General features: G+C 58.7%; 19 protein-coding genes and 5 pseudogenes. 11 read left to right on the forward strand and 13 right to left on the reverse strand.

The window, feature by feature from the left end; genetic code table 11:
• Window positions 1–617: 617 nt before the first annotated feature.
• A pseudogene (locus tag GHK62_RS30280) lies at window positions 618–1,252 on the reverse strand (energy-coupling factor ABC transporter permease).
• Window positions 1,246–1,443: a hypothetical protein gene (locus GHK62_RS30285; protein WP_153442635.1), complete on the reverse strand. Its 198-nt coding sequence runs from the start codon at window positions 1,441–1,443 to the stop codon at window positions 1,246–1,248. The pseudogene GHK62_RS30280 and the gene GHK62_RS30285 overlap by 7 nt, the downstream one beginning before the upstream one ends.
• A 690-nt stretch (window positions 1,444–2,133) precedes the next feature.
• Here GHK62_RS30285 and GHK62_RS30290 point away from each other — a divergent pair.
• From GHK62_RS30290 to GHK62_RS30300, 4 genes are read left to right on the forward strand one after another with little or no spacing between them, the layout of a single operon-like run.
• Entirely contained in the window at window positions 2,134–3,024 is an 891-nt protein-coding gene (locus tag GHK62_RS30290; protein ID WP_234887104.1) for a SidA/IucD/PvdA family monooxygenase, read from the forward strand.
• Window positions 3,025–3,043: 19 nt separating this feature from the next.
• Entirely contained in the window at window positions 3,044–3,418 is a 375-nt protein-coding gene (locus tag GHK62_RS34650) for a hypothetical protein (protein WP_234887105.1), read from the forward strand.
• Window positions 3,415–4,533, forward strand: coding sequence for an FAD-dependent oxidoreductase (locus tag GHK62_RS30295; protein ID WP_153442636.1), 1,119 nt, complete (start codon window positions 3,415–3,417; stop codon window positions 4,531–4,533). Before GHK62_RS34650 ends, GHK62_RS30295 begins: the two co-directional genes overlap by 4 nt.
• A gap of 14 nt (window positions 4,534–4,547) precedes the next feature.
• Window positions 4,548–6,428 (forward strand): class I tRNA ligase family protein, encoded by a 1,881-nt coding sequence (locus GHK62_RS30300; protein ID WP_234887106.1) that lies wholly within the window; start codon window positions 4,548–4,550, stop codon window positions 6,426–6,428.
• Between the two features lie 22 nt (window positions 6,429–6,450).
• Here the strand turns inward: GHK62_RS30300 and GHK62_RS30305 are convergent.
• The 4 genes and pseudogenes from GHK62_RS30305 to GHK62_RS34025 all read right to left on the reverse strand — a co-directional run bounded on the left by GHK62_RS30305 (window position 6,451) and on the right by GHK62_RS34025 (window position 9,118).
• Window positions 6,451–7,704 (reverse strand): annotated as a pseudogene (locus tag GHK62_RS30305) (ATP-binding protein).
• 503 nt (window positions 7,705–8,207) lie between these two features.
• A complete protein-coding gene (locus GHK62_RS30310) occupies window positions 8,208–8,627 on the reverse strand; it encodes a type II toxin-antitoxin system VapC family toxin (protein ID WP_153442638.1) in 420 nt (139 codons plus the stop codon).
• Window positions 8,624–8,878 carry a FitA-like ribbon-helix-helix domain-containing protein gene (locus GHK62_RS30315; protein ID WP_153442639.1) on the reverse strand — a complete coding sequence of 85 codons (255 nt, stop codon included), beginning with the start codon at window positions 8,876–8,878 and terminating at the stop codon, window positions 8,624–8,626. The genes GHK62_RS30310 and GHK62_RS30315 overlap by 4 nt, the downstream gene beginning before the upstream one ends.
• An 87-nt stretch (window positions 8,879–8,965) precedes the next feature.
• The gene (locus GHK62_RS34025) at window positions 8,966–9,118 is read right to left on the reverse strand and encodes a hypothetical protein (RefSeq protein WP_210253346.1); all 153 of its coding nucleotides are present in this window, start codon (window positions 9,116–9,118) and stop codon (window positions 8,966–8,968) included.
• A 115-nt stretch (window positions 9,119–9,233) separates the two neighbouring features.
• Here GHK62_RS34025 and GHK62_RS30320 point away from each other — a divergent pair.
• The 3 genes and pseudogenes from GHK62_RS30320 to GHK62_RS35405 form a co-directional block, all read left to right on the forward strand.
• Window positions 9,234–9,466, forward strand: a pseudogene (locus GHK62_RS30320) (ferritin-like domain-containing protein); the annotation flags it as partial.
• Window positions 9,467–9,514: 48 nt separating this feature from the next.
• Window positions 9,515–9,787, forward strand: a complete 273-nt coding sequence (locus GHK62_RS30325; protein WP_085026101.1) for a CopG family ribbon-helix-helix protein — start codon at window positions 9,515–9,517, stop codon at window positions 9,785–9,787.
• A complete protein-coding gene (locus GHK62_RS35405) occupies window positions 9,775–10,230 on the forward strand; it encodes a type II toxin-antitoxin system RelE/ParE family toxin (protein WP_452595822.1) in 456 nt (151 codons plus the stop codon). The genes GHK62_RS30325 and GHK62_RS35405 overlap by 13 nt, the downstream gene beginning before the upstream one ends.
• Window positions 10,231–10,761: 531 nt before the next feature.
• Here GHK62_RS35405 and GHK62_RS30335 read toward each other — a convergent pair.
• From GHK62_RS30335 to GHK62_RS30355, 5 genes are all read right to left on the reverse strand, one after another.
• A complete protein-coding gene (locus GHK62_RS30335) occupies window positions 10,762–12,984 on the reverse strand; it encodes a prolyl oligopeptidase family serine peptidase (protein WP_153442640.1) in 2,223 nt (740 codons plus the stop codon).
• 919 nt (window positions 12,985–13,903) lie between these two features.
• A complete protein-coding gene (locus GHK62_RS30340) occupies window positions 13,904–14,191 on the reverse strand; it encodes a hypothetical protein (protein ID WP_153442641.1) in 288 nt (95 codons plus the stop codon).
• A 468-nt stretch (window positions 14,192–14,659) separates the two neighbouring features.
• Window positions 14,660–15,877: a cytochrome P450 gene (locus GHK62_RS30345; protein ID WP_184108918.1), complete on the reverse strand. Its 1,218-nt coding sequence runs from the start codon at window positions 15,875–15,877 to the stop codon at window positions 14,660–14,662.
• A gap of 241 nt (window positions 15,878–16,118) precedes the next feature.
• Window positions 16,119–17,447, reverse strand: a complete 1,329-nt coding sequence (locus GHK62_RS30350) for a dicarboxylate/amino acid:cation symporter (RefSeq protein WP_167528401.1) — start codon at window positions 17,445–17,447, stop codon at window positions 16,119–16,121.
• A 111-nt stretch (window positions 17,448–17,558) separates the two neighbouring features.
• Complete coding sequence (locus GHK62_RS30355) at window positions 17,559–18,236, reverse strand: nitrogen fixation protein NifQ (protein WP_153442643.1); 678 nt, start codon at window positions 18,234–18,236, stop codon at window positions 17,559–17,561.
• Window positions 18,237–18,808: 572 nt separating this feature from the next.
• Between GHK62_RS30355 and GHK62_RS30360 the strand changes: the two genes are divergently transcribed.
• Window positions 18,809–19,357 (forward strand): peroxiredoxin, encoded by a 549-nt coding sequence (locus GHK62_RS30360; protein ID WP_153442644.1) that lies wholly within the window; start codon window positions 18,809–18,811, stop codon window positions 19,355–19,357.
• 276 nt (window positions 19,358–19,633) lie between these two features.
• A complete protein-coding gene (locus tag GHK62_RS30365) occupies window positions 19,634–21,967 on the forward strand; it encodes a S9 family peptidase (protein ID WP_153442645.1) in 2,334 nt (777 codons plus the stop codon).
• A gap of 330 nt (window positions 21,968–22,297) precedes the next feature.
• Here the strand turns inward: GHK62_RS30365 and GHK62_RS30370 are convergent, their stop codons facing one another.
• Window positions 22,298–23,278, reverse strand: coding sequence for a cytochrome-c peroxidase (locus GHK62_RS30370; protein WP_153442646.1), 981 nt, complete (start codon window positions 23,276–23,278; stop codon window positions 22,298–22,300).
• A gap of 524 nt (window positions 23,279–23,802) precedes the next feature.
• Here GHK62_RS30370 and GHK62_RS35310 point away from each other — a divergent pair.
• Both GHK62_RS35310 and GHK62_RS30380 read left to right on the forward strand, forming a co-directional pair.
• Window positions 23,803–24,249, forward strand: a pseudogene (locus GHK62_RS35310) (insulinase family protein); the annotation flags it as partial.
• Between the two features lie 211 nt (window positions 24,250–24,460).
• Window positions 24,461–25,869: pseudogene (locus GHK62_RS30380) on the forward strand (DHA2 family efflux MFS transporter permease subunit).
• A 71-nt stretch (window positions 25,870–25,940) separates the two neighbouring features.
• On the opposite strand, the gene GHK62_RS30385 reads toward GHK62_RS30380, so the two are convergent.
• On the reverse strand, window positions 25,941–26,813 hold the full coding sequence (locus GHK62_RS30385) for a DMT family transporter (RefSeq protein ID WP_153442647.1): 873 nt from the start codon (window positions 26,811–26,813) through the stop codon (window positions 25,941–25,943).
• Window positions 26,814–26,969 lie beyond the last annotated feature (156 nt).

A 26,969-nucleotide genomic window follows, 5' to 3' on the forward strand; every position in this document is an offset into this window, starting at 1 on the left:
CACCTGCTCTCAAATGGAGGCATTCAACGTTCATGCCAGTTCCACACGGAGCTCTCCTGATGAACTTTAGGATTCATTTTCAGTTACTTAGGTGCAGGTGTGCAGGAAGTGCTTCAGAAATGCCTTTGTCGTTAATTCGACAAAGCCGACAGGATGTTCCGGATGGCCCGCCTACTGCATGGTTCCTCAAATCGTAGCCGATTTGAGGATAAAAACCTGCAGCGATTCAAAGTGCTACAGCGTCCTTTGCGCGTCTGATTAGACGCGCGGCGCTGTAGTGCGCTGAGTGTGAAGGAAGCGGGATCGTTTCGCCCTCGTAGTGTAGCAGACGTCACTGGCCGCTGTGCTCTCCGGCATGGCCTGGGATGATTATCGCGCCACCACGGACAGCCTAATGAACGGATCATCAGCTCATAAGACTGATAGTTTCCAGCGTCCTATATCTGGCGCGCTGGACGGTCCATTCGTCATTGACATCCTGATCGGTGACTTCGACAAGGTGAGTCTGGAAGGTCGGATCAGTAGCTGACCGTGACGGGAATGATTGAGAGGAGCTTGGCTCCAAATCAACAGGTATCCGGCAGCGCACCGAGGCGCTGCCGGACCGAGCGTTTGCATCAGGTCGGCTGATGCAGGCGGATGTTGAACAGTGGCCCGCGGCTGTAGCGGGCAAAGGTCTTGGCCGCGGCAAGCACTCCAGATCAATAAGCGGTTCGACAAGAATGACGCTCATATAAGCGAGGCCGAAGGAGCCGACCGCCGAGAGATTTTCGACGCTGAAGCCATGGCCATAGAGCGCCCAAAACGCCACCCAGGCGACGATACCGCCCTGGTAGGCCGTCGAAAGCGCCAGCGCCTGGATGTACCTCGTGTCGACGTATGCGGTCTGAGCCGGGATGATCCGCTGCGCGAGCGCACTGATGAGCCAGAGCGAAACCAGCAAAGTCGTGACGTTCATGCCGTATTGCGGCAGATCGTAGAGTGCGAAGAACAGCCCCTGAATAAGAAGACCCGCTGCAAGACCGATCGCCGCCCTGCGCCGAACATCAGCAGCAAGGTCGATCCAAGGATAAGGTGGACCTCCGAGACACCCACCGGACGGTGCGGCAGCAACTCAAAGAAGCAGAAGACGAGCGGTGGTCGCCAGACTGCGCATGGCCAAGGCACCGAAGCCGTCATTGTTGCGGACGCTGTCCACCGCCATCTTGGCCGTTAGGCCGAATGCCCCGGCGGCTGTTGCATAGCTCAGGATGGTTTTGGCGAGGGGGCGCCGATCGCCTCACGGAACCAAGGCAGTGGCCTATGCCATTCTATGAAGCTGGCAGAGTGAACTTCTTCGCCGCGATCGCCGATCTGAGGCAGCCCGCCGCCTTCAGGCTTACCGAGTTCCGCCGCCGCGAGTGCTGCGGTTTTCAACGGCTCGCCGGCGGTATTCCGGCGCATGCGCGGACACCCGGTCTAAGCAAGCCTGCGCAACCAGCTCGGCCTTTTCCGTCTCGATGTTTCCGCCCGAGCTTCATTCGGTCGAACCGCCGCGGTACATGACCCGTACTCCCGGTGATGTGGGAGCGGTGCGGCCGCGAAGCGGCCCCTGTCCGATCACTGTCGGATTTCCGACAGCATAGCAAATCCGCTAACCCATTGCTTTGATGAAACTTATTTGTGTGGCACGGTTCATGCATCGGATCTCCGAACGCATCAGCGAGAAGTCATCCCATGATCACCTTCACCCAAAATGCCATCGCCGCCGTGAAAACGGCGCGCTCGGGTGCCGCCAAGCCGGCGGAAGACCCAATACAGGACCTGTACATGGATAGGGCCGCTTCCGTCGCGGCCATGAAACAGCCATTCCCTGCGGTTTGGGCAGCCAGTAGCCTAATAAGATGCGAAAGAGCTGCGCCACAGCACCACATAGCGGTCCCGTGGTGGACCGCTCCCGCTGTCGATGGCCGACCGCGGGACCGAGGCCCCGGAGCCGCGCAGGCCTTTGGCTTACTCGAACTCGTTCGCGGCCGCGGCTCGAGAGAAGGCGCTCGAGGGGCGGAGCCTCAATGGCTTTTGCCGATATTCGCCGCCACCATGCCGCTAACGTAGTAAACATTAACAGGAGAAAAGCAGGTGGAGTTTTCTTGCATGGGGGTGGGTGCTGGGCCGTCTAATTTGAGTCTTGCGTGTCAGATACACGAAGAAGTTGGACAAGGGGCGCTGTTTCTGGATCGGCAGGTCGACTTCCGTTGGCATCCAGGCGTGGCATTCGATTCTTCGGAGCTCCAGGTCAGCCATTTCAAGGATCTGGTCACGTTAGTGAATCCGCGTTCGGCCTACACCTTCGTGAACTTTCTGTACGAGAACGGCCGTCTGTACCACTTCCTGAACGCACAATTCGAGGCCGTGCTCAGAGCCGAGTTCGAGCAATACCTGAACTGGGCCTTTCATAGGAACCCGCTTGTCCGCAGCGGGGAGACGGTGCGCGAAATCTGCTTTGACGGCGAGTTTCGGGTGCGAACGGACACCACTATTTTTGGCGCTAGAAACGTCGTGGTCGGGATTGGCAAGCAGGCACAAATACCGCCTCAGTTTCAGGGCTGGACTGGACGCAACCTGTTCCACTCATCTGTTTTACTGCACATCCATCCTGAGGTGCGGAAGAAGCATGTCTGTGTGGTTGGCGGAGGCCAGTCGGGAGCCGAGGTGCTGTTGCACCTTGTCGGGCTGCCAAAAAAACAGCGGCCCGCCTCGATCACTTGGGTCTCGCAGCGCGAAAACTACCTCCCTATCGACAACAGCCCCTTTACAAACGAGATGTTCATGCCCTGCTTTTCGGATCACTTCGCGGCCATGAGCGAGACGCAACGCAAGCAGCTCCTCGGCCGCTTCGTGCTAGCCTCGGACGGCATTTCGGAAACCACGTTGCGCGCGGTCTATCAGGAGCTGTACCGCCACGCATTTCTCGAGCCAAACCGATGCGACATCACACTGCGGCCGGGTTGCACCGCGCTGCATCAACGCCGGCGCGGGCCATAGGCTGACCCTGCAGCGCGACATGGACGATATCGAAGAAGTCACGGCCGACATTGTCATCCTGGCCACCGGTTACGAGAACGCGGTGCCGGGCTTCTTGGAACCCATCGCGGACCGGCTGGAACAGATCGACAACGAGTTGGCTATTCGCGAGGACTTTTCGGTGTGCTGGGACGGACCGCATGACAGGCGCATCTTCGTGCAGAACGCCAGCCTCGGGCAGCGAGGGCTGGCCGATCCGAATCTTAGCCTGCTGGCCTGGCGGGCGCGGCGGATTCTCGACAGTCTTCTGGGGCGTGCGTCATACGCGAAACCCGAAAATCCTGGCTTCATCAGTCGCACCTTTGTCGAGAGCTGGCCCGACCCCGTGGCCGTAGAAATGGGCCGGCGGATATGACTCGTCGGCTACTCATAATCGGCGGTGGCATCCAAGGAATGATGTCCGCCTCAGCAGCGGCGAAGGTCGGAACCTTCTCCGAAATCATGGTGACTGAACAAGGCTTTGGATGCATGGGCGCATCGCATTATTCTGGGGGCGTCCAAATCCCTTACGGTCGTCAAGACCGCACTAGATCGCTAACTCGAAAGAGCGCGATGGCCTTGGCGACCATAGCAGGGTCGGATGTCAACGGATGGTACCGGTCTGTAACGATGCGTGTCGCGGCTGGCCCAGAGGAAGCGATTGATCCGGCGCAGTTTACGGAACCTCTAGAGGCGGCTGAGCCTGACATGGGCAGTCTTGCGCCGAGCTTTTCGGACAGTATTCGTTTTTGGAGCATCGGTGGAGCTCATGTCGCAGACGTGCCCGCCCTAGTAGTTCAATTACAACGCGACCTTGCAGCAAAGATTCGCATGAAGCAGGGCTTGCGTTGCGTGAGCCTGCGCGAAAGGGACGACGCCGCGGAGGCGGAATTCGCTACGGGCGAGATCATCAAGGCGGATGCTGTTATCTTGGCGGTCGGCCCTTGGATCGTCCAGCCCCCATTTCGCGAGCTGAGCGAGACGTTCTCAATCCGTATCAAGAAAGTCGTGGCGCTGCATCTCGAGCGGACTTCTACACTGAATGATCCACTTATCTTCATGCCCGGAGTCGATGCCTTCCTGCTGCCACAGCCACGCGTCAACCGCTGGCTGTTCAGCTATGCTTCGGCCGATTGGGACGTGCGGCCCGAAACGGTGGCCTGCGGCCTGTCGCGAAGTGATCTGGAGGCCGGCCGTGCGGTGCTGGAGCGGTTCTGCCCTGGTCTAGGCTGGGATTTGACCTCTGGCCGCGTCTTCTGTGACGCCTATAGCCCGACTGGCGCCCCCGTAGTCGCCCGCCTGACCGCCCAGAGCCGGATTATCCTGGTGGGCTGCCAACGGGTCTGGCTACCGTTTCTCTCCGCAACTTGCATGGGAGGCTGTTTCGATGGCTTCCACCGTCTTAACAGCTTAGGTTTGTCATGCGGAAATTTAGGTTTTCTCAAACGGCGCTGTACCGTGCCTTCGGTATCAACATGGCCACACTTGTAACGGGAAGCGCCGGCATGGGTTTTTCGTTCGGTACGGTGCCACCGGGCGTCACATCCGACCCCCATCGGCACGACGAAATCGAGGCCTTCGTGATCCTGTCAGGATCGGGCAAGACGAGGACCGACCTTGGGGAAGTCTCGGTCGAGGCGGGCGATGTCATTCTGCTCGATCCTTTCGAAGCACATGTGCTTGGAAACGACGGGAACGAAAACCTGAATTTTGTCGATGTCTACTGGCGCGACGGCGAGGCGGCCCTTGATGTCGCTGCACGCGACGCAGCTCCACGCGGGCCGATTTTCGTCTTCTCGACGCCGCCGACGCCAAACGGCGATCTGCATTTGGGGCATATCTCAGGCCCCTATTTGGGCGCCGACGTTTACACGCGTTTCCTGCGCATGAAAGGGGTCGAAGCATATCACCTGACTGGAAGCGACGATTACCAGAGCTACGTCGCCACACGCGCCGATGCCGACCAATCGACGCCCGCAAAGGTGGCGCGCCACTATGCTGACGAGATTCGCGCCACGTTTGCACTTCTTGACTGTGAGGTCCACAGCTTCTTGTCCACGATGCGCGATGACGCCTATGCGGAGTTTCAAGCCACGTGTTTTCGTAGTCTTCTGAGCAGCACGGCGGTCGAACTGCGCGAAAGCGCCGCGCTTTTCGATGCGGTGACAGGCCAGTACCTTTACGAACCGGACGTTAGCGGCCGCTGCCCCGATTGCGGCGAGCCCGCCGGTGGGAACATTTGCGAAGAATGCGGCGCGCCCAACCTATGCCACGACTTGGGTGCAGCCCGGTCACGACAGTCGGCCGAGGGGCCGGTGGTCGGCTCTGTCCGCCGCGCGGAACTTGCGCTGGACCGGCACTACGACAATATCGACAGGCATCTAAGGGCCTCGGGCGCCCCGGCAAGGATCATGGACCTCTTCGCGCGTCTACGCCAGCGCGGCGACTTTTCAGTGCCGATTACCCACCCCTCAGACTGGGGCCTCCCGGCCGAGGGGATCCCAGGGCAGGTGATCTGGGCCTCGCCGGAGATGGCCTTCAGTTTTCTTTACAATATTCAGACGTTAGCTCGCTCGCAAGGTCGCGACTGGAATGCGGCCATACCCAGCAACGACTGGCAGATTGTCCATTTCTTCGGCTTCGACAATTCGTTCTCCCTCGCGCTACTTTGTCCCGCGCTTTATGCCGAGGTCTTCTCCCAGTGGAGGCCGAGCATCCGCTATCATGTCAACGAGTTTTACCTGCTGGACGGGGAGAAGTTTTCGACCAGCCGCGGCCATGCGATCTGGGGCAAGGAGGTTCTGAACCCAAAGATGGTCGATGTCGTGCGCCTCCATTTGGGTTTGACTCGCCCGGAAGGTGAGCGGGCGAACTTCACGCTGAACGCGCTGCGCCGCACCGAGCACGACGTGTTTCGAGGGATTTGGCTGAACTGGCTTGACGCTTTGGGCCAGGAAATCGCGCAGCTTTTCAACGGCCGTGTGCCCGACGCAGGTGACTGGAGTCCGGCCGACCGAGCCTTCTTCGCCCGAATTGAGACCTACCGCGCGGCGATGGAGCGCACCTATTCGGACGATGGCTTCTCGGTCCGACGCGCCGCTGCACAGGCCTGCGACTTTGTGCGCGAATGCGTGAGCTACCGTCAAGCGCAAGACTATGCGGCGGCGCGACGTCTTTATCCCGCCCGCAACCGTACTTCGCTCGCCCTTCAGACGACGGCCGCTGCGATCCTCGCGCAGACACTCGCGCCGCTGATGCCCCGGTTCGCCAGCACACTGGCGCGAGCAATCGGCGGCGTCTCAACCGAAACATGGCCCCAGTCCGTCCAGCGCCTTGCCCCCGACACGACATTTGATCTCAGACCCCTGCTGGTGTTCTACGCCTGACAGCGTTTTACATTATCTGATTTTACATCGTCCATAGAACGGAAAGCGGCGCAGCCTGCAATTTTTCGCTGAACGGCGTCACACGGTCATGATCATGCAGGACCAGTCCGCGCATAAAACGGTCGCCGACGGCCTCCTGCAATTGCCGCAGTCCCCTGAACTCCTCAGGTTTGACCGTGGCCGACGCCATAACCTCGATGCCGACTATCCGGCCGCGTCGGTCCTCGATCACGACGTCAACTTCATTCTGATCCTTGGTTCGGTAATGGGAGAAGGAAAGGCGACGCTCGGACCAGGACGCCAGCTTCATCAGCTCGGATATGACGAAGCTCTCGAGCAAGGGGCCGAACCGGGTTTTGTTGTCGCGCAAGGCATCGACTTCGTCCTCACGCAATGTCGCGAGCAGGCCCGTGTCGAGAAAGTGCAGTTTGGGCGTTTTTATCAGACGGGTCAGCCGGTTGCTTGACCATGGGACCAGCGTCCTGACGAGAAACAGTCGCGCGAGAATCGAAACATACCTCTGTGCGGTAACACTCGACAGGCCTAGCGCCGCGCCAAAACTGCTGTGATTCACCAGTTGCCCTGCATGTTCCGCAAGGACGTCCAGTAGTCGCGGCAGCCGATCCAGCTGATCGATGTTGGCAATATCGCGCACGTCGCGATCGCGGATGAGCGCCACGTAGTCCTCAAGCCAGGCAATTCGTCTGGCAGGTGTCGCCCTGCGCAAGACCTCCGGATAACCGCCGCGCACGACGGTTTCCAAAAGATCATCGCCAAATACTGCGTCTTCATCGATCGACGGCTCCTCGCCTGCGAAGAGCCGATTCAGCAACCGACCCGGAGTGGAGCGGATTTCCGATTGAGCGAATGGCAATAGCGGTATCACCGCCATGCGTCCTGCCAGAGAGTCTGCGATGGCCGGTACAGTCGCGAGATTGGCTGACCCCATTAACAGGAAACGACCCGGCGCATCGTCCCGGTCGACACTTTCCTTGATGGCCAGTATCAGCTCCGGAGCTCGCTAAACTTCATCGATAATTGCCCGTTTGAGACCGCGAATGAAACCGACCGGATCGGATTTGGCGGCATTGAGTGCACCGGCGTCGTCAAGCGTGATGTAAGGACGCTCGGCGCTCGCGAATTGTCGTGCAAGAGTGGTTTTTCCGGCTTGCCGCGGTCCCGCAATGAGCACGACTCGTGTGTCGGCGAGTGAGGCCTGGACGATCGGACGGGCCTTACGGTGGATGAGCGTTTTCGGATGATGTGTATCATTCATGCGTCCAATCTTCATTCAGTTATCGTCTAATTTAAAGCGCTGATGCGTCCAGCTTAAACAATAGACTTGGAGTGACTCCGATAGGCTCATGATGCTCAAGTCGGCTCTCCGTGATCTTCGAAGAGTCGATGGCCATCAGTGGCGACAACGCCACTCTTCATGCAAGCGTCCTCAATAGATCAGGTGGCAACGAGCTTTGGGTAAATCCGAGCCATTCCCGACCGTTTAGCCTTGCCGATTTTGCTATCCCAGTGCGCCTAAGCAGAAAGTGCAAAACGCCAACAAGCGATATCCGCCGCCTCACGCCCGGCGATACGATCTATCCGCTTTCAGTCAGCAACACCTCGTCGCCGCGAGGTGACGATTGCCACCGAGTGTGTTCCGGCCCCCGTTGGTAAACCTTGGAAGGGCAAGCTGCGGGAGGCGGTCGATCTGTCGCCGATGTGACCGTCGACTGTGCATCCCCTCGCCTTGATCCTATACGAACCCGGACCACCGGAAGGTCATCGGTGGTCCCAAGGGTTTACTACGATGACTCCTGCCGCTTCGAAGGGGCTGGTGTCGCGCGTAGCTATGATAAATCCCTTGGAGGCGGCAATGGCGGCAATATATCCGTCGGGCGTCGGGAATCCCTTCCCGGCCGCTCGCGCCGCCACCGCTAGGTCGGCATAATGCCGAGCAGCGCCGATGTCGAAAGGCAGCACGCGATGGCCAAACAGTTCGAGCACGCCGTCAAGCGTTTCGGTCAGAGCCTTCTTGCGCCGCCCGTCAGGCAACGCACCGATACCAAACAACAGTTCGGCTAGCGTCACACTGGACAGATATAGGGTTTCAGCGACCTGCTCGTTCAACCATGAGCGCACAGCCGGATTGGGTTCTGGTTTCATCGCCTCGGAGACGACATTCGTATCCAAGACGATCATTCAAACCTCATTGGTTCCGCCGGCGCCCCGTCACGTACCTGGTCAAACACTGCGAAATCATCATTGGTCAGTCCCAGCCGCCGGCCGAGCTCCGCCAAGGCATCTCCCATACGCACGCGCGGCTCGGGCTTCACTACACTTTCCAAAATCGCACGGACTTCCGCTTCGGTGCTGTGGCCGTGCATCGCCGCGCGCACGCGCAAAGCGCGATGCACCTCATCGGGCACATTCCGAACTGTCAGGATGGCCATAGTCAAACCCTCGCATTGCCTTCAATGACAGCAATATAATCGCTATGCAGTCACCTCGCAAGTTTTCTCCGAGAAACGAGCAGCCCACTACACGGCCGGGAACTCCTCGCCCGGACGTGCGAAGTGGAGTGCCTGGGGACGAATGCAGGCAAATGCCGGGCTGCCCTCCGGCAGATCGAGTCGGGCTGGAAAGTCGCCCAGTGCCGTTTCGATCCGGCCAAGGCGATATGTGCCCGTCACCCGGTTTCACGTCAATCCACTCGGCAGGTAATTAGAATTATTCTAAAACAACAAGCGCCTCAGCCTGAGGCTGATGGTCCTACCAACATCCACCCCTGATAAATGGATGTGTGCCATGAAAGGTGATCCGAAAGTTATCGAGCGGCTCAACGAAGCGCTCTACCTGGAACTCGCTGTGGTCAACCAGATCTGGCTGAACTATCGCCAACTCGAGAACTGGGCTACACCAAGCTCGCCCAGAAGGAGCGCGCCGAATCGATCGACGAAATGCACCATGCCGACAAACTCGTCACACGCATCATCTTCCTCGACGGACTTCCGCACCTGCAGAGCCTGGCGCCGCTCAGAGAAGAGGTATCTTATCACTAGGTATTACTACGTGATAAGGTGTCCACTATGGCAACGTCTCTCAAGATCGACGACACACTGAAAAGTCGCGTCCAGCAGCTCGCCAGCCAGCGCCGCCGCTCGCCTCACTGGATCATGCTCGAAGCGATCCAACAGTACGTTGAGCGCGAGGAAGCACGCGAGAGCTTCAAGCAGGAGGCCTTGGCGTCCTGGGCCGCGTACAAGGAAACCGGTCGCCACCTGACCGGCGAAGAAGTCCGCACCTGGTTGACTACCTGGGGCACCGATGACGAAAAGCCGGTGCCAGAGTGCCACAAGTAATCGTCACCGAAGGCACTGCGGAAGGCTTGGAGCGATGCCGACGCTTCCTGGCCACTAAGGCCCCGGAAGCCGCTAGACGGGCCGGCCAGGCCATCGAGCAATTCCTGCTTCTGGAGACGGCGCCTGACATTGGCCGGCCGTCCCCCGAAGCGCCTGAGCTGCGCGAGCTGGTGATTGCCTTTGGGGACTCCGGCTATGTGGCCCTGTACCGTCACGAGCCGGCCGACGATTCGGTGTATGTTCTGCCTTCCGGCATCAGAAGGAAGCGGGCTACTAACCTAATCGACCATGCCACGCTGCTCGCGGCGGTTGCGCCGGTGGCGTTCGATCGGCGCAGCGCGAGCCTCCGCGCGTTGTTGGCCCCGTCGGCCCGAAGCTGGTCAAGTGAAGAACGTTGTGGGAACATCGCCGACGCAGTTGACGGCTTGCCTGAGAAGGAATGACGGTCCGGATCTGGCTGATCGCTGGAGTCTGAACGTAGCCCACGTTAGAGAACGAGGGATGCAGGGCGGCGGTAGCGAAGAGGCATTCCAAGAACTCATAAAATGGATCGCCGGATATCGTCTTCGCGACAATTCAAGCTTTGCTGCCCATTCCCACTTATTTGAGGCATTCGTAGGCCCGAAATTTTTGCTGAAGAGCCGAATCGAAATCGGCACGCACTTGGATAATGTGTCGCGAAATTCCTGACTTTCGAACGCTGCAAAGGTCAAGATAACTTTGCAGCAGAAATCGGGATTTTCGCGCCAGCTTGACGAATCGGCACTGGCCCGACAATCTTGTTTTGGCGTGGCCTGCGCCTAATCTCCCTCCCCAGCAAGGTCTTGAATGGAGGCAAAGGGACTTCTGTCTCAGGCCGCTGTCTTGGTCCGATCGTAGCAATCAGACGCGTAAAGTAGGGTCCGCGTTCCGTCTCTGTTCTTCACTTGGCCAAAATCGCGGCTTCGGGCCGACACGGCCTACGTGCTTACCAATCACTTATTGTCCATGAGTTTTTGAGACATGTAGATGAATTCGAGCGCGTCGCGACGGGCGCGTTCCTGCAGGTTGGCGGCGGCGGCGTGACCGCCCTCGATATTTTCATAATAGTAGAAGGGCAGACCCATATCTTCGAACAGGGCGGCCATTTTGCGCGCGTGCACCGGGCCGACGCGGTCATCCGTGGTCGAAGTTTCGAAGAAAGGTTCCGGATAGGCCACGCCCGCCCTGACGTTGTGATAAGGCGAGATCGAGCGCAGGAAGGCACCTTCGACCGGATCTTCGGGATTGCCATATTCGCCCTGCCAGGAAGCTCCTGCCGCCATGTGGGTGAAATTGACCATGTCGAGAAGCGGCACCTGGATCACAACGGCGTTCCACAGATCGGGGCGCTCGGTCAACTGCACGCCCATGAGCAGGCCGCCGTTCGAGCTGCCCATGATCCCGAGATGCGGTGTCGAGGTGATCTTCCTTGCGATCAGATCCTGCGCCACGGCCTGGAAGTCGTCATAAGCGCGCTGACGATGAGTCTTCAAAGCAGCTTCGTGCCATTTCGGTCCGAATTCCCCGCCGCCGCGAATATTGGCCAGCGCGTAGGCACCGCCCTTCTCCAGCCATAGCTTGCCAAGCGCCGGCAAATAGTTGGGCAACATTGGAATTCCGAAACCGCCATAGGCGGAGAGAATGGTCGGGCTCGTGCCGTCCAGCTTGACGTCCTTGCGCGCGACGAGGAAATACGGAACCTTCGTGCCATCCTTCGAGGTCGCAAGGAACTGCTTCACTTGCAGGCCTTCAGCATCGAAGCGTTCCGGGGCCGACCTGATCTTCTCGACTTTGCCGCTTGCAGCATCGGCGCGAAACAGGGTCAAAGGTTCGAGGAACCCTTGTGAGAAGGCGAACAGCTGATCACTGTCATTGTCGCGGGACGTCATCGATAGGGTCGAATTTTCCGGCAGGGCCAACTTGAAAGATGACCAGCCGCCGTTGCTGAAATCGAAGCTGCGTACCTCGCTGATGACATTCGACAGGATCGACAGCACGAGACGGTTCTTGGTTTGAGTAATACGTTCGACAGACTGGTGCTCGCTTGGCATGAACAGCACAAACGGTTCGACGCTCGCGGGATCGGCGAGCGCCGCCTTGAGATCGAAAGTGATAATCGCGCCATTGTGGAAGGCGGTGCCCTTGGCCGAGGTCCAGTCCGACTTCAACCGATAGATTGCCTGGCCCTTGTAGTAGCCGCCAAAGGTGGCCGTGGTCGGGAGGGGCAGGACCACCTTGTGGGTGTCGGTGTGGCCGTTCGGGTAAAAGGCTTGTTCTATGTTGGAGGAATCGAGGCCGCGATGGGAGGTGTCCATCACGTAATTGCCGTCGATGTCGCGTAGCACGCCGCGCTCAGCCGAGACGTCCTTCTTATCGCCACGGAAAATCTCGACGGCCTGATCCAGGCTCTGGCCGCGTTTAAGCACCTTGGTGACATAGGCGTAGCCGGAAGCGGTCACGTCGCCCGGCGTCCATTCCCGGGTCACATAGATCGTGTTCTCGTCCACCCAGCTCACCGACTGCTTGCCTTCCGGCAGGACGAAACCGTCCTTAACGAATTGACCCTTGGTAACGTCGAATTCGCGCACCACATGCGCATCCTTGCCGCCATCGGACAGGTGGATCAGACAGAGATTGTTGGCGGGCGGCATGCAGTCCGCGTCTTCGAACACCCAGGTCTTTCCCTCGGCCTTGGACAGCGCATCGATATCGAGAATGGTGCGCCATTGCGGGTTGCCGGACATGTACGATTCCCAGGCCGTACGTCGCCACAGGCCTTGCACGTGCGTGCCGTCCTGCCATAAGCTATCGAATATGCTGCCATGCATGAAACTGTAGTTATCGAACATGCCGCCATGCATGAAACGGGGCGAAGCAATCCGATCGGTGGCCTGCAGGATCTTCAGGATGTCTGCCTGGTATTCTCTGTAGCGCGGATCTTTCGACAGTCTATTGAGGGTCGACAGGTTACGCGCCTTGACCCAGTTCATCGCCTTGTCGCCGTCGATCTCGTTCAGATAGTCGCGAGGGTCAGCGGCGCCCTTGGGAGTCTTGCTGGGGTTGGAATCGATCGCCTTGGCGACGGTGGTCATCTGGGGCTGGGCGGAAGCCGTCATGGTGGTCACCGTGGCCAAGGCCATCGCCATCATTAAGCTGTTCAGAAATGTACCGCGCATGGTTTCCCCTTCGAAAGCCTCGATAAACGTATCCGAACGGTGGAACTAACCGCTTCGCCTCTCCTCTAAGCAAAAGCTGTGCCAGCTAGATAACATTTGAATTCAAAGGGTTGTGTTGGGGCAGTGGGAGGCCGAGTAGGATAAGTGACACTGTGATGTCGCAACCGCAACACGCTTGTTGCTTCCGGATGGTTCTGAGACGCGGCCCGACAACACAAGGGTGCGGCCATCCTCCACCTTCCACAACTCCGCCCCGCCAAGTGCGAAAGAACGGGGCCGTTGCCCTTTACAGGGGTGAGTAAAGTTTCTTTGAAACGCACTCCCCGGACGAATCCTCGGGGCTGCCCCAGCGATTAACTCAGATTTGGAATCCAAAATTCTGTTTCAGCAATACCCGTGATTAGCACGCGTTACCGGCGATTGCGCATGGAGACAGTGGGTTACGCCTTGTGGTTTGGAAACCGGTTCGACGTAAGCATTCGGGGCTTGGATAGCTCCAGCCGGACATCGCGATCATCCGGGAGCTTCTGAGGACTTTGCTGAAGGGCCCTTCACCGCGCAATCATCTTCCCCGAGGGCCGGAGCACGGGCCAGGCGCGGACTTACGGTGGTGGCGCTGAACGGCTGGAGCTTTGGCAACGTGAGCGACCATGGTCCCCTTTCGGTTGATCTGCGCCTTCCGATGCCTTGATGGCCATTTTTCGATCAAGGTCATTACGACCTTGGAATTCAGGGCCCCGCTTGTCACTAAGCAGCAAACGCCGCAGCCATCCTGCGCAGCTCGGGCATCATCCGCGGTTCTTCAGGTTCAACGATCTCCGAGGCAATATCCATCACAATGGACTTGACCAACGTTGTCTTATTCAACGCACTCTTCCTGAAGAGTTCGTCAAACTCATCGCCCACGCGTGGGTCACTTTCATCGAAAGACGCTTTGACGGGGGTATCGTGCCAGCTTTTCCACTTCGCTCGATGAACCTCCGCGTTTCTGCGATGCGATCTCGCGAGCAACACGGATCGCTGGCGTCGACTGCGGCGCGATAGCCACGACGGTACCACACTCGTCGCAGGTGGCCGCCATAATCTGCTTTGCCACGCCGATCCCGCTTTCGAAAGGCACGTCGTGGTAGTCGAAAGTCGTCGTAACGACTTTCCGGCACTTTTCGCAGAGCGCTTTACTCTTATCTCCAGCATACCAGATTTTCATGTTCGCCTACCTTGATGGATGTACGCTTATGAAGACCGTGTCCGGGTCAACGATGGAATTTTATCTACCAGTCATCTCGCTTGAGGATGTGGACTTTAACGCCCTTGAAATCATGGTGGTATTCAGAACTCTCATGATACGTACCATTGCAGCTGTCGATGATCGTTATTAGTTGCTCGGGGGAAATGTCGCCAGTCATCCAGGCATTCTTGTCCTCGATGCTCCCACGAACCTGCCTCGTAATCATTGTTGAAAGCTCGCAGTGTCGACTTGACGTTCCGATTAGTCATCGTCGGCATGATGACGGCATCTCCGATTAGAAGGGCCTCGCCTTGTTCGCTGGCATTCCTTCCGTCAGGTTCGCCATCGCCCAGTTACACCACAAGTGGGGACGCGACCGGAAGCGGCGAACGATGAAGACGCATGGGAGCAATCGTCGCTTCTTTGATAGAGCCTCGCGCGTTCCGATCAGGCCCAGGTCAGAATAAGATTCTTAATTCCGAATACATGACCGCCATGGGTAATCGGCGCCGTACCTTCCTTGATGCGGAAAGCTGGGATGCGCGCTAGCCATTCACGCAGGCCAATGACGATTTCTCGCCGTGCAAGGTGTGCTCCGAGGCAAAGGTGTGGACCATAGCCAAAGGCGGTGTGGTGGTTGCCCCGTCGCGCCAGATCGATAGTGTGAGGGCAATTGAATTCAGACGGATCTCGATTAGCAATCATCGTCGCACAGGAAACATAATCTCCCTCACGGATAGGCACGCCTTCAAACTCAATATCCTTCGTGGCCACGCGGATCATCTGCACGGTTGAAAAGGCGCGCAGCAATTCTTCAGCGGCGAGCGCGAGCCGATCCGGTTCGTTTCGCAACAACTCCTGGTCGGTTGGATTGCGTGCAAGATAGGCCATGTCAAAGCCTATGGCGGTAGCGACCGTGTCAAGTCCCCCGACCAAGAAAAGCACACCGATGCCACGGACTTCCTCTTCTGTTAAGAAGCGGCCCTCGATTTCGGCTTCCACGACGAAGGTCATGAAATCGACAGCTGGTGCCTTGCGGCGCTTCGCGGCAACTTCGTCAATGAAGGCCACGATTGACCGGGCTGCTGCCGTTCGCTCGTCTGCGGTACCGTGGAGCAAATCGCTTACCCAGCCAGCAAGTACTTCGAATCGCCTCTGCGAAAGCCCCAGAAAGCTGAGGAAGACGCTGACCGTGAAGGGCAAGGCAAAATCCTTCATGACGTCGCAGCTGGTTCTCTCTCGCGCGATGCCGTCGATCAGCGCGCCTGCTTTGACGCGGATAGCAGGCTCCAGTGCCATCACTCGCCTGGATGAGAACAACGGATCTAGCAGTGCACGAAACACGCCATGGGCCGGGGGGTCAAGTTCGAGCGGGATGACCGGCCAGTGTTCGCCCAGTGCGGAGGCGAAGATGCTGCGATGGCTGGAAAAGGTCTCTGTATCCTGCAGCACCCGGCGCTGGTCTTTCGCGCGTGTTACCACCCAGGTACCGCGTCCATCACGCGTGTTGCAAGGAGAGTAAAAGATTGGTGGGCCGTCATGAACGCAAGCCACGGCAGCGTGTGGATCCCCATTAGGCGTTGGCGCCATGCCAGGCGACGTAAAAAGGCTGAAGTCCCGGACCAGTCCGGGCGGAACATGATCTGGAATGGGGTTGGTCTTCACTCGCTTTCTCCTTCTGTCAATCACTCATCCGCTGCGCGGGCTGTTGAAAATCTGGGCGGAGGGAGGAATCCGTCCGGAATCGCGTTTGCCACCTGGGCGACCACGAAGGACGCGAGAGGTGGAATACTGGGGAATACACCTGCCCCACAGACAGGCAGCCGATGGTCGCGCAACAAGAAACTGGGGGCGATCCGCGAAATAGACCGCCCAAAAGAGCAGTTGCCGTCCGGGTGCAAGGTCATCACTCCGCTGGCTTGACACCCCCCCGCATGGTGTGGACCGGCGCGTTGCCTGCAAGGGCGGTTGCAAGCTGCGCCCGGGCAAGCTCGCCTTCCCATTTCGCCACGACAACCGTTGCAACCGCATTGCCTATTAAGTTGGTAATTGCGCGGCACTCCGACATGAAGCGGTCGATGCCGAGGATCAGCGCCATGCCGGCGACCGGTACGGAGGGAACGACGGAGAGCGTTGCAGCCAGCGTGATGAAGCCCGCGCCCGTGATGCCGGCAGCCCCCTTCGAGCTCAGCATGGCGACAAGCAGGAGCAGGATCTGGTCACCGAGCGACAGCGGGATATCGGTCGCCTGCGCGATGAAGAGCGCGGCAAGCGTCATGTAGATGTTGGTGCCGTCGAGGTTGAAGGAATAGCCGGTCGGGATGACGAGGCCGACCACCGAGCGCTTGCAGCCGGCCTTCTCCATCTTGTTCATCAGGCCCGGCAGCGCCGCCTCCGAGGAAGACGTTCCGAGCACCAGCAGCAGTTCTTCCTTGATGTAGCGGATGAGCGCGACGATCGAGAAACCGTTGTAGCGCGCGACCGCGCCAAGCACGATGAAGACGAAGAGGAAGGAGGTGAGGTAAAAGGTGCCGATGAGCATGGCGAGGTTGGCGATCGACGCCACGCCGTACTTGCCGATGGTGAAGGCCATCGCACCGAAGGCGCCGATCGGGGCGGCCTTCATCAGGATCGCCACCAGACGGAAAATCGGCAGCGTCAGCGCATGCAGAAAATCGACCACCGGCTGGCCTTTTTCGCCGACCATCGCAAGCGCGACGCCGAACAGAACCGAAATGAACAGCACCTGCAGGATGTCGCCCTCGGCGAAAGCACTGACCAACGTCGTCGGAATGATGTTCATGAGAAAGCCGGTGACCGACGCCTCATGTGCCTTCTCGGTGTAGGTGGTGACCGCCTTCATATCGAGCGAGGCCGGATCGATATGCATGCCGGAGCCAGGCTGGACCACATTCGCGACGATGAGTCCGACGATGAGCGCGAGCGTGGAAAAGGTCAGAAAGTAGATCATCGCCTTGCCGGCGACGCGCCCGACCTTGGCGAGATCGGTCATGCCGGCAATGCCGGTCGCGACCGTCAGGAAGATGACCGGCGCGATGATCATCTTGACGAGCTTGATGAAGGCGTCGCCGAGCGGTTTGAGCTCGGTGCCGATATCCGGATAGAAATGCCCGAGCAGGATACCCGCAGCGATCGCCGCGAGGACCTGGACATAGAGATGCCGATAAAGTGGTGTCTGGCGGTGGACCTCCGCGGAATGTTTTGCGATCGACATGATATCCTCCACGTGGTGCATGCGTGTGTCGTAAAACCGAGCATGCTAATTGGCGGCAAAGCCTTCGCGGCGGTGTAGAGCCGCCTCGGCGGCGCCTAAACAAGGTCGGTCCTAATCGACCCCCAGGGGAACACTCTCGCCCTCCTCAGGGGCAAAGCAGCTCTCCAAGTCCTTGCATTCCTGGCATGCGGGCGCCGTGCACAGCGAAAAGCCCTCAGCCTCACAGAGCTTGCGATAAAGGTATTTCTTCCACCGCATGTTGTCGGTATTGCCGGCCGCAAGCGTTGGGAAGTGGGTGGCGAGCAATCGGTTGAGTTCGACCCGATCGAAAAGACCGAGCTCCCTCCAGAGATGGCCGTGGCGCAAGGCACGGCGGGCTATGATCTTGGCGAAACGTACGCTCGCCAAATCCCCCGCTCGAGCATGCGCAAGCAGCAGACCGCGCAGAAGTTCCTCCTCGAGCCCGGGCTCCGTATCGCTTACGTCCACCAAGCGAAAAGCGTGAATAGTTGGTGCGGGGAAACTGCAGTTCAGGATGTCTCGCAGCTCGACTTGCGAAAGGCCGGTTGCCTCTGTCGCAGTTGCCTCGCCGGCATCGATTTCCTCGAGTGCACGCGAAAGGACACAAGCAAGCACGTACTGATCGAAGTCCATTTCGAGGTCTATAGGCGGCCAGGGTCCAAGTCCTAGCAATTCGGATAATTGTCGCCAACCGGGCCGATCGGTCATTCTGATTCCAAGTGTTGATCTTACGTTCGACAAAGCGCGGACTTGAGCTAGAGTTGACATGTTTGTCTCCTTCCCTTTTCCTTCGACGCACCGCCGCGAGATGCTTCCCTCACGGAAATTCTGCCGCGTCCTGCCGGGCACGGTTCAAAGCTCGTGCCAATCAAATCTGCTGGGCCGAAGAAGTAACTTTCCGGTTGTCATTCAAGGACTAAATGACGGTTTGACAGGAACACAGGGGGAGTGCGGCCGTGTCAGGAAGACGACAAGGACGACATGAGATGTCGGTTCTCTGCCAAGGACAGCGGCCGGATTCCTTAACGGGAAACGCGGAACCGTAGTTTTCGGCAAACTCCGGACATATCGGCTTTGCAGGTCGCAGCGTTGCTACCCGCGAGCGGCTGCCAGCCCATGGCGCCGACCGGTTGAGCCTCAAGAAGTCGCGTGTGCCGGAGTCTGTGCCCCAATTGCCAACACGCGCCACAAAGCAGTGCTGTTGCAGCTTTGATGTCAAGTGGCACGGCGCTTGCTTTTTGCTCGTTGGCAGCCGCCAAGCTGCCATCAAGTGACGGTGGTTTCGCAAGAGAGGCAGAGCCGGCGAGTGCGCCAGTTCTTTTGACGAAGGAGTAATGCTGATGCTTATGAAAAAAAGAATTCCCTTCGTTGCCTTTCGCACCCGCGTACGCGACGAGACGATAGAGGGGCCAAATCCATATCGGTGGGAAGTCAGAACAACCGAGGATTACTTCAGTGGCAAGCGCGTCGTTCTGTTTTCGCTCCCCGGTGCGTTCACGCCGACCTGCTCAACTCGGCAACTGCCAGATTTTGAGAAGCTTTATGACGAATTCCGGAAGGAAGGAATCGACTCAGTCTACTGCCTGTCAGTCAACGATGCCTTCGCCATGAATGCGTGGGGGAAGGCGTTAGGCGTAGAGAAAGTCGGGCTTATTCCGGATGGTTCCGGCGAATTCACCCGCAAGATGGGCATGCTGGTCGCAAAGGACAATCTTGGCTTCGGGATGCGCTCTTGGCGCTACGCTGCCGTGGTCAATGATGGCGTGGTGCAGCAATGGTTCGAAGAGGAGGGTCTCTCGGACAACTGCGAGTCCGATCCCTATGAGGTCTCCTCTCCGCAGAACATTCTTGAAACGCTGAGGACACACAATACCGCGGCCGCCTCTTGAGCGGTCCCCGACAGGATTTTGATGTTTCTGCGAGAGCTTTTCCATATCGCGGAGCCCGGGCAACTGACGGTGATCCCCGCAGCCGCCGGGCCGCCCTAAACGGCCCTTGTCCACCGCACTCTCATGATTTCCGCGCCGCCAGGCAATCGAGTTCAAGACCAACTCTGCAGGCCGCCCAAGCTCGCCAGCTCCTGGATGCCCGCAACTGCACGCCGTTATTGAGAGCCCACACCCAGACTACGGTGCTCGATTTAACAAAGGAAGAGGTCAACATCCATGTACAAGATCGCCGGTTTAACCCTTGCGCTGTGCATTCAAGGGGGAGCGGCGCCCGTTCAAGCGCTCGCGAATGACACTGGCGTAGTGAGTTCTCGGCTACGGCCGGCCGATTTCGAGCGGGCGCTCACGATCAACGATCGCTACGGCCGGCTCGCTGTCTTCCCCGATGTGCCTTTTTGGGTAAACGAGGGCGAAGCGTTCGCCTATCGCCGGACCACCCACGGCCGGAACGAATTCATACTGGTCAATGCCGCCACGGGCGAGAAGCGGCCGACCTTCGATCCGGTCCGCCTCGCGGCGGCGCTGAACAAAGCGAGCTCCCTGAGCTTTCAGCCCGAGAACCTTCCGTTCGACCGTTTCGTGCTGACCGACAATGGTCGCACGCTCAACTTCCATGACACGCGAGCCTGGTGGAGCTGCGACTTGGCAAGCTATGCCTGCACGAACACTAGCTTTGATCCGGGCGCTTCGGACTTTTGGCAGCTCAGCTACGACTATACGCCGCCGGCGGAGAATGATCCCGACAAGAGGAGCGTGTCGCCCGACGGCAAATGGATCGCCTACATCAAGAACTACAATGTCTTCCTGCGCAGCAAGGACGGAGCGCAGGATATCCCGCTGAGCTGGGACGGGTCGGAGGGCAATTACTACGTCTTTTCGACGCTGAGCTGGTCCCCGGACTCTCGTCACCTCGCCGCTTACCGTATTCGCCCGGGTTACAAGCGGGAGGTCCGCTATGTCAATTCGTCTACGACGGACCAACTCCAACCCGAGTATCCGGCAATGGTCTATCCCAAGCCCGGTGATGTCCTTTCGCTACCCCAGCCGGTGCTGTTCGACATTGCCGGCCAGCGCCAGATCGCAATTGACAACGCCTTATTTCCGAACCCTTTCGATCTTTCCTCTCTTAAGTGGTGGGCGGACAGCCGCGGCTTCACCTTCGAATATAACCAACGCGGCCATCAGCTCTATCGGCTGGTCGAGGTCGACGGTACCACCGGCCGAGCGCGGTCCCTGATAGATGAGGTCAGTAAGACCTTCGTCGATTACGAGCCGCTGGGAAGGGACCAGGAGAATACCGGGAAAATCTTCCGTTACGATGTCGATGATGGCAAGGAGATCATCTGGGCATCCGAGCGCGACGGGCGCGAGCATCTGTACCTGTTCAATGGGCGAACGGGCGCGCTCAAGAATCAGATCACCCGAGGTGAGTGGGTGGTCCGGGCCGTCAACTATGTCGATCCGGTCAAGCGCCAGATCTGGTTTGAGGCGAGCGGCATGAACCCCGGGGAGGATCCCTATTTCGTCCACGCCTACCGCATGGGATTCGACGGCAATGGACTGACTGAGTTGACGCCCGAAGCCGCCAATCACCACATCGAGTTCTCTCCCGATGGCCGCTATTATATCGATCTCTCGTCACGCATCGATCTGCCACCGAGCCTGGCGCTCTACCGCGCCAGCGACAACGCCAAACTCATGCAGGATGACACCGCCGATGTTTACGAACTCGCCGCCGCCGGCTGGCGCCCGCCGGTCAGCTTCCATGCCAAGGGGCGGGACGGCAAGACCGATATCTGGGGCGTCATTCACCTGCCAGCCAACTTCGATCCGAAGAAGAGATACCCGGTGGTGGAGAAAATCTATGCCGGGCCGCAAGGCTCCTTCGTCCCGAAATCCTTCTCTCCCCTGGTCGAGCCACTCACGGAATTAGGTTTCATTGTCGTCGAGATCGATGGCATGGGCACCAACAACCGCTCGCGCGCGTTCCATGATGTCGCCTGGAAAAACCTGAAGGACGCGGGCTTTCCCGATCGTATCCTGTGGCATAAGGCGGCGGCCGCGAAGTTTCCGTGGTACGACATCTCCAAAGTAGGCATTTTCGGTACGTCCGCCGGCGGCCAAAACGCAGTGGCCGCGCTGCTATTTCATCCTGATTTCTACAAGGTGGCGGTCGCCAACAGCGGTTGCTACGACAACCGGATGGACAAAATTTGGTGGAACGAACAGTGGATGGGGTGGCCGGTCGGCATTGAATATCAGCAATCCTCCGACGTCGACAATGCCGACAGACTTCAGGGCAAGCTGATGCTCGTCGTCGGTGAAATGGACCACAATGTCGATCCGTCCTCCACCTTCCAGCTTGCCGATCGGCTCATCAAAGCGGGGAAGGATTTCGAAATGGTCTATGTGCCAGGTGCCGACCACGGTGCTCCTGGCGCCTACAGCACGCGAAAACTCCTGGACTTCTTCGTTCGCAACATTCTGGGGCAGAACCCACCCAACTGGAACGCCACACCGCTCGAACTGCCGAAGGAATCGTGGCGATGATGGCGGCGGCCGCTTCTTCTCGTGTGCGGTTCGCGCCGCGACCAGCCGCCCTACTCGTAGCGAATAGCGCCGACACCGCCTTGTGGCGTGACCACCTCACCCAGATCGCATATGGCTATTCCTACTGCATGCCGCCTTTAATCATAGCCGATTAAAGGACAAGAACATGTAGCAATTCAAAGCGCTACAGCGTCCTTTGCGCGTCTGAAAAGACGCCCGGCGCTGTAGGACCGAGCCGCAGACGGTCGTGCCCGAGCACTATTGGTCGAGTGTGCATTTCGGGCGGACTGGAGATGAGATCTGGACGGCGTGCCGACGTGAGCAGTCTGCTCACGGAGCCGGCCGGGGGGTCGTGGGGATGCTCGCCGGTAGCGTCGGATAGGTCACCTGCGGCTGGGCTCCGGTGAGTGTTCGCAAGAAGGCGACAATCTTCGTAACTTCCTCAGCGCCGAGTTCAGTGCCGAGCTGGGTCGCACCCATCACGGCTACGGCCTGCTTGAGGTCCCACGCATGGCCGCTGTGGAAATAGGGGGAAGTGAGCGTGATGTTCCTCAAGGTCGGGACCTTGAAGACGTAGGCATCGTCCAACTTCCCTGTTACCTGTAGGCGGCCCTTGTCGTTGGGCGGCAGGAACTCCGAGCCGGGCTTCTCGACCACGCCAAATGGAGCGTACATGCCGCCGCCCACATTTATTCCGTTGTGGCAGGAGGAGCATCCCTTGTCGACGAAAAGCCTGAGGCCTTCCTTGGCTTCAGCGGTGAGCGCGTTCTCATCACCCTTGAGGTACTGGTCGAACGGCGCGTCGGGTGTGGTTAGAGTTGCCTCGAAAACGGCGACGGCCTTTTCGATATTGTCGTAAGTGAGGGGATCGGCTTCATCCGGGAAGGCTTTGCCGAACGCCTCCACATAGCCGGGAATGCCCTTGAGCTCCTCGACGGCGTGCTCCGGGGGTGTTCCCATCTCGATCGGGTTGGCGATGGGTCCACCGGCCTGCTCCTTCAGGTCAGCCGCCCGGCCGTCCCAAAACTGAGCAGTACTAAAGACGGAGTTGAGCACAGTCGGCGCGTTGCGGCCGCCTCGCTGTCCGCTATAGCCTATAGAGGTGGGTCGCCCGTCAGCGCCGCCGCGCCCGATCTGATGGCAGGAGTTACAGCTGATGTTGTGCGTTTTCGAAAGTCGCGGTTCGAAATACAGCATCTTGCCCAACTTGAGCTTCTCCGGTGTCGCCGGATTGTGCTCCAGGACCGGCGGATCCTTGGGAATGGCGCTGAATAACGATCTCGCCTCATCGAGCAGATTGTCTTGCCCCATGGTTGTAGAGGCAAGAAGACAGGATCCGAGTGCAGTAGCTCGAAAGGTCCACCCCCACGCTGAGTGGAGACGGGTGACAAGACCTGTTTTCGCAAAAGACATAAGAGACATAGACATGACACCCGCAACTTTGATTCGCACTGGTTCGGCGAACGCTGAGCAATAAACATGCCAACGGAGCAATATTCTCCTTGTTCAGATTTTCAAGGTGCTACCACCAGTCCCTCAGCCGTTATCGTCTCTAGCCTCTCGTGACTAGATTCGGCCCCGGGACCGCGAGGATGGTTTCGTCTCAACGCCACGCGTGATCCATGAAGAGGTTACTGGTCCACACCTGCCGACGCCTTGTGCAACACGTCAATGTCGCATGGGGTTGTCCGATGTAGGGCGATGTTGGACATGCGAGACAGCCGGTTCGATCGGTTTACGTTGTATTTAAACGAGTTTTTCCTTTGGCAAGACTATTGCTTTGAATCTTTACATACGCGTCACGGACCAACAACAAGCGTGCAGAGAACGTCGAAATGTCGGCACAATGCTTTATGCCGGGACCAGCGCCCGGCCATCGTACCGCAGGACGCTCCCGATGGGAAAGAAGGAAGAGGCGGAACTCGCGAGGTAATAGTCGAGCCAATACTGCACCGGCGCTTTTGCCCTGGTGGCCGACGAGCCATGCTGGAGTATTTTCGCGTATCCGTGCATTTGCCCTGAGTATGGTCGCGCTGCAATCTCTGATGACCTCGGGAGTGGCGGCCGCGCAGGCACCGCCTCATGAAGCATGAGATTGCAAAATTGATGCTGAGCAACGGCATGGAGGTGGTCGTCATACCCGATACCCGATACCCGGGCGCCAAGGCTGGTAGCGCCGACGAACCACCAAATCCGGCATCGCTCATTTCGTGGAGCATCTAATGTTCAAGGGAACGAAGAAGCATCCGGCCGGCGAGTTTGGCGCAAAGACAGGAGCAATATTCGTCGACCGACAACAGCCTGTGCGCATCCTGCGCGAAAAGGTCGAAGAGCCGTTTGACTTGGGCCGCGTGGGCCACGTTACGGCAATCGGCTGATGATGGTGCGTGCATTGGCGGATCTTGCTGTCATGCATGCAACTGCTCATCGCTTTTGCTGAGGACGTCTGGACGACCCTCGCGTTGCGCCTGACCAGCCCAAGGCAATTCTTTCATGAACCGCATCGTTTCTATGATTCTTGCCATCGCCCTGTTCATAGAGGAGATGGATTCGACCATCATTTCGACATCGCTGCCCGCGATCGCCCGTGACATCGGCGTCGGGCCGATTACGCTGAAGCTGGCGCTGACCTCCTATATGGTGGCGCTCGCGATCTTCATCCCTTTGAGTGGCTGGATGGCGGACCGCTTCGGCGCCAAGCGCATCTTTCGGGCGGCGATCCTCGTCTTCATGCTCGGTTCGGCGCTCTGCGCGATCGCCGATAGCCTCGTTGCACTCGTCCTGTCGCGTTTCCTGCAGGGAATGGGCGGCGCCATGATGACGCCGGTTGCACGTCTCGTGCTCGTCCGCGGCACTCCGCGCAGCGAACTCGTCTCGACCATGGCGATGCTCACGATCCCGGCGCTTGTCGGACCTCTGGCAGGACCGCCGCTCGGTGGCTTCATCACCACGTACTTCTCCTGGCACTGGATCTTCCTGATCAACGTGCCGGCCGGCATTGTCGGTTATGTTCTCTCCAGCGTTTACCTACCCAAGATCGAACGGCGAAACACACCGCCGATGGATATCCTCGGCTTCCTGCTCGGAGGCATCGCTGCTGCCGGTGTCGTCTTTGGGTTTTCGGTCATCAGCTTGCCGGCCCTGCCGCCTGCAGTCGGCTTCGCCTCGGCGTCAATCGGAATCGCGGCAGCGCTCCTCTACGTCTTCCACGCGCGCCGCCATCCCGCACCGGTGCTCGACCTTCGCCTCTTCCGTGACAGCGCCTTTCGGACCGCCTCGATCGGCGGGATGGTTTTCCGCATCTCCGTCGGCGCCGTGCCGTTCCTGATGCCCCAGATGCTGCAGATCGGCTTCGGGCTCAATCCGTTCCAGTCTGGTCTCATCACCTTCATCGGCGCAGTCGGCGCCATCAGCACCAAGTTCGTTGCCCGGCATGTGCTCGCGTTTACCGGCTTCCGCATGACTGTGATCGTCGCAGCGGCGATCGCGGCCTTGGCGACCTTCGCGAATAGCTTCCTCACACCGGCAACGCCCTATCTGGTGATGCTCTGCATTATGCTCGTCCACGGCTTGGCGCGGTCCTTCTTCTTCACCAGTGTCAATACGCTCTCTTTTGCCGATATCGAGGATGCGGACGCGAGCAAGGGACCTCGATGAGCGCGGCGCTGCAGCAGATCAGTTATGCGCTCGGCGTGGCTGTCGCAGGTGCCATCCTCGAGATCGAGTCGGCAGTCAACGGCGGGCCGCTCGCTCTTGAGGATTTCCACGTCGCCTTCATGATCATCGCTGTCGGCAACCTGCTGGCGGCGATCCCCTTCGTGACCATGGCGAAGAATGCCGGCGCTTCCGTTTCCGGGCATGGGCTGGCGATGCATCATGCGGAAACGAAGGCCCGCAGGTAATGGCTATTTAAGTTGGAGAAGGATATCCGGCTCGCGGATGTAAGCAGCGAAGAAATACTGGTGGAACGGCCTCAAGCCTGACGCACTCCCAAGCGGTATTCTCGCCAAACTGTAAACAGACCGGCTCCGACCACGATTGCCGCGCCGGCTATCATATTCCACGTCACAGTCTCACCGAAAAAGACCGTCGCAACAACGACGCTCAAGACGAGTTGGAGATACGTGAGGGGTTGAACCTCAACTGCGTTGAGCAGACCATAAGCCCTGATGAGGAAAAAGTGGCTGAGAGCACCACAAACGCTCAGCGCAGTCATTGCAGGCCAGTCCGCCATATGTACAGGCGTCCAATAAAACGGCCCCACAAATGTTAACGCCAGGGCTCCCCCTACTCCGGCATATAAGACACTTGTGACGGCGGAGTCATGTTGGCCGACCGCACGCGTCGCGATGCCATACAGCGCGTACAAAAGACTGGCAGCGAGGGGAAGCAGCAACCGGATATCGACATGTGCGTTCTGTGGATTTAGAAGCACCAGAACCCCAGCCAAACCGACAGCCACAGCGACACCGCGACGCCAACCGACCTCCTCCCCGAGTAGAGGTACCGACAGAATGGTGACTATCAGTGGTGTCGCTTGGAATATCGCCTGGCTCAACGCTAGCCCAGCAATCGTGTAAGCGTAGACGATGACAACGATGTTGCTTGATAGAAGAACACCACGGAGCAACTGCAGAATTGGTCTCGGCGTGAATAAAGCACCTCGCAGGCCTCCCGGAGAGGATGCAGCAAGAACCGTCACGAACGCCGCAAACGCCCAAAAGCGAACCATTGCCACTATAACCGCCGGATACCTCTCAGCCAGCAGCCTAGAAAAGCCGTCCTGGCCGGCGAATAGGATCACGGCCAGAAGGACATAAAGATAGCCTGGCCTTTTGTCTTGCATGGGTTGCGCTTACTCGTTGGCAACGCCGTCGACGTCGGAGCTTCGCACTGCTAGAAGGGACACGGCCACCATAGATCTCCTCGCTGTAGGTTCCGGATCTGCGCGATCCAGAAGCATTGAAAAAAAGGACTAACGGCACTGGTTTCCGCTGCGTTC

It is taken from the genome of Sinorhizobium terangae (assembly GCF_009601505.1).
GTDB classification, from domain to species: Bacteria; Pseudomonadota; Alphaproteobacteria; order Rhizobiales; family Rhizobiaceae; genus Sinorhizobium; species Sinorhizobium terangae.

Coding starts and splice junctions, on each gene's coding strand:
- GHK62_RS30285 (WP_153442635.1), bottom strand. CDS start 1,443: ATGCGCCGGAATACCGCCGGCGAGCCGTTGAAAACCGCAGCACTCGCG.
- GHK62_RS30290 (WP_234887104.1), top strand. CDS start 2,134: ATGGGGGTGGGTGCTGGGCCGTCTAATTTGAGTCTTGCGTGTCAGATA.
- GHK62_RS34650 (WP_234887105.1), top strand. CDS start 3,044: ATGGACGATATCGAAGAAGTCACGGCCGACATTGTCATCCTGGCCACC.
- GHK62_RS30295 (WP_153442636.1), top strand. CDS start 3,415: ATGACTCGTCGGCTACTCATAATCGGCGGTGGCATCCAAGGAATGATG.
- GHK62_RS30300 (WP_234887106.1), top strand. CDS start 4,548: ATGGGTTTTTCGTTCGGTACGGTGCCACCGGGCGTCACATCCGACCCC.
- GHK62_RS30310 (WP_153442638.1), bottom strand. CDS start 8,627: ATGATCGTCTTGGATACGAATGTCGTCTCCGAGGCGATGAAACCAGAA.
- GHK62_RS30315 (WP_153442639.1), bottom strand. CDS start 8,878: ATGGCCATCCTGACAGTTCGGAATGTGCCCGATGAGGTGCATCGCGCT.
- GHK62_RS30325 (WP_085026101.1), top strand. CDS start 9,515: ATGGCAACGTCTCTCAAGATCGACGACACACTGAAAAGTCGCGTCCAG.
- GHK62_RS30335 (WP_153442640.1), bottom strand. CDS start 12,984: ATGCGCGGTACATTTCTGAACAGCTTAATGATGGCGATGGCCTTGGCC.
- GHK62_RS30340 (WP_153442641.1), bottom strand. CDS start 14,191: ATGAAAATCTGGTATGCTGGAGATAAGAGTAAAGCGCTCTGCGAAAAG.
- GHK62_RS30350 (WP_167528401.1), bottom strand. CDS start 17,447: ATGTCGATCGCAAAACATTCCGCGGAGGTCCACCGCCAGACACCACTT.
- GHK62_RS30355 (WP_153442643.1), bottom strand. CDS start 18,236: ATGTCAACTCTAGCTCAAGTCCGCGCTTTGTCGAACGTAAGATCAACA.
- GHK62_RS30360 (WP_153442644.1), top strand. CDS start 18,809: ATGCTTATGAAAAAAAGAATTCCCTTCGTTGCCTTTCGCACCCGCGTA.
- GHK62_RS30365 (WP_153442645.1), top strand. CDS start 19,634: ATGTACAAGATCGCCGGTTTAACCCTTGCGCTGTGCATTCAAGGGGGA.
- GHK62_RS30370 (WP_153442646.1), bottom strand. CDS start 23,278: ATGGGGCAAGACAATCTGCTCGATGAGGCGAGATCGTTATTCAGCGCC.
- GHK62_RS30385 (WP_153442647.1), bottom strand. CDS start 26,813: ATGCAAGACAAAAGGCCAGGCTATCTTTATGTCCTTCTGGCCGTGATC.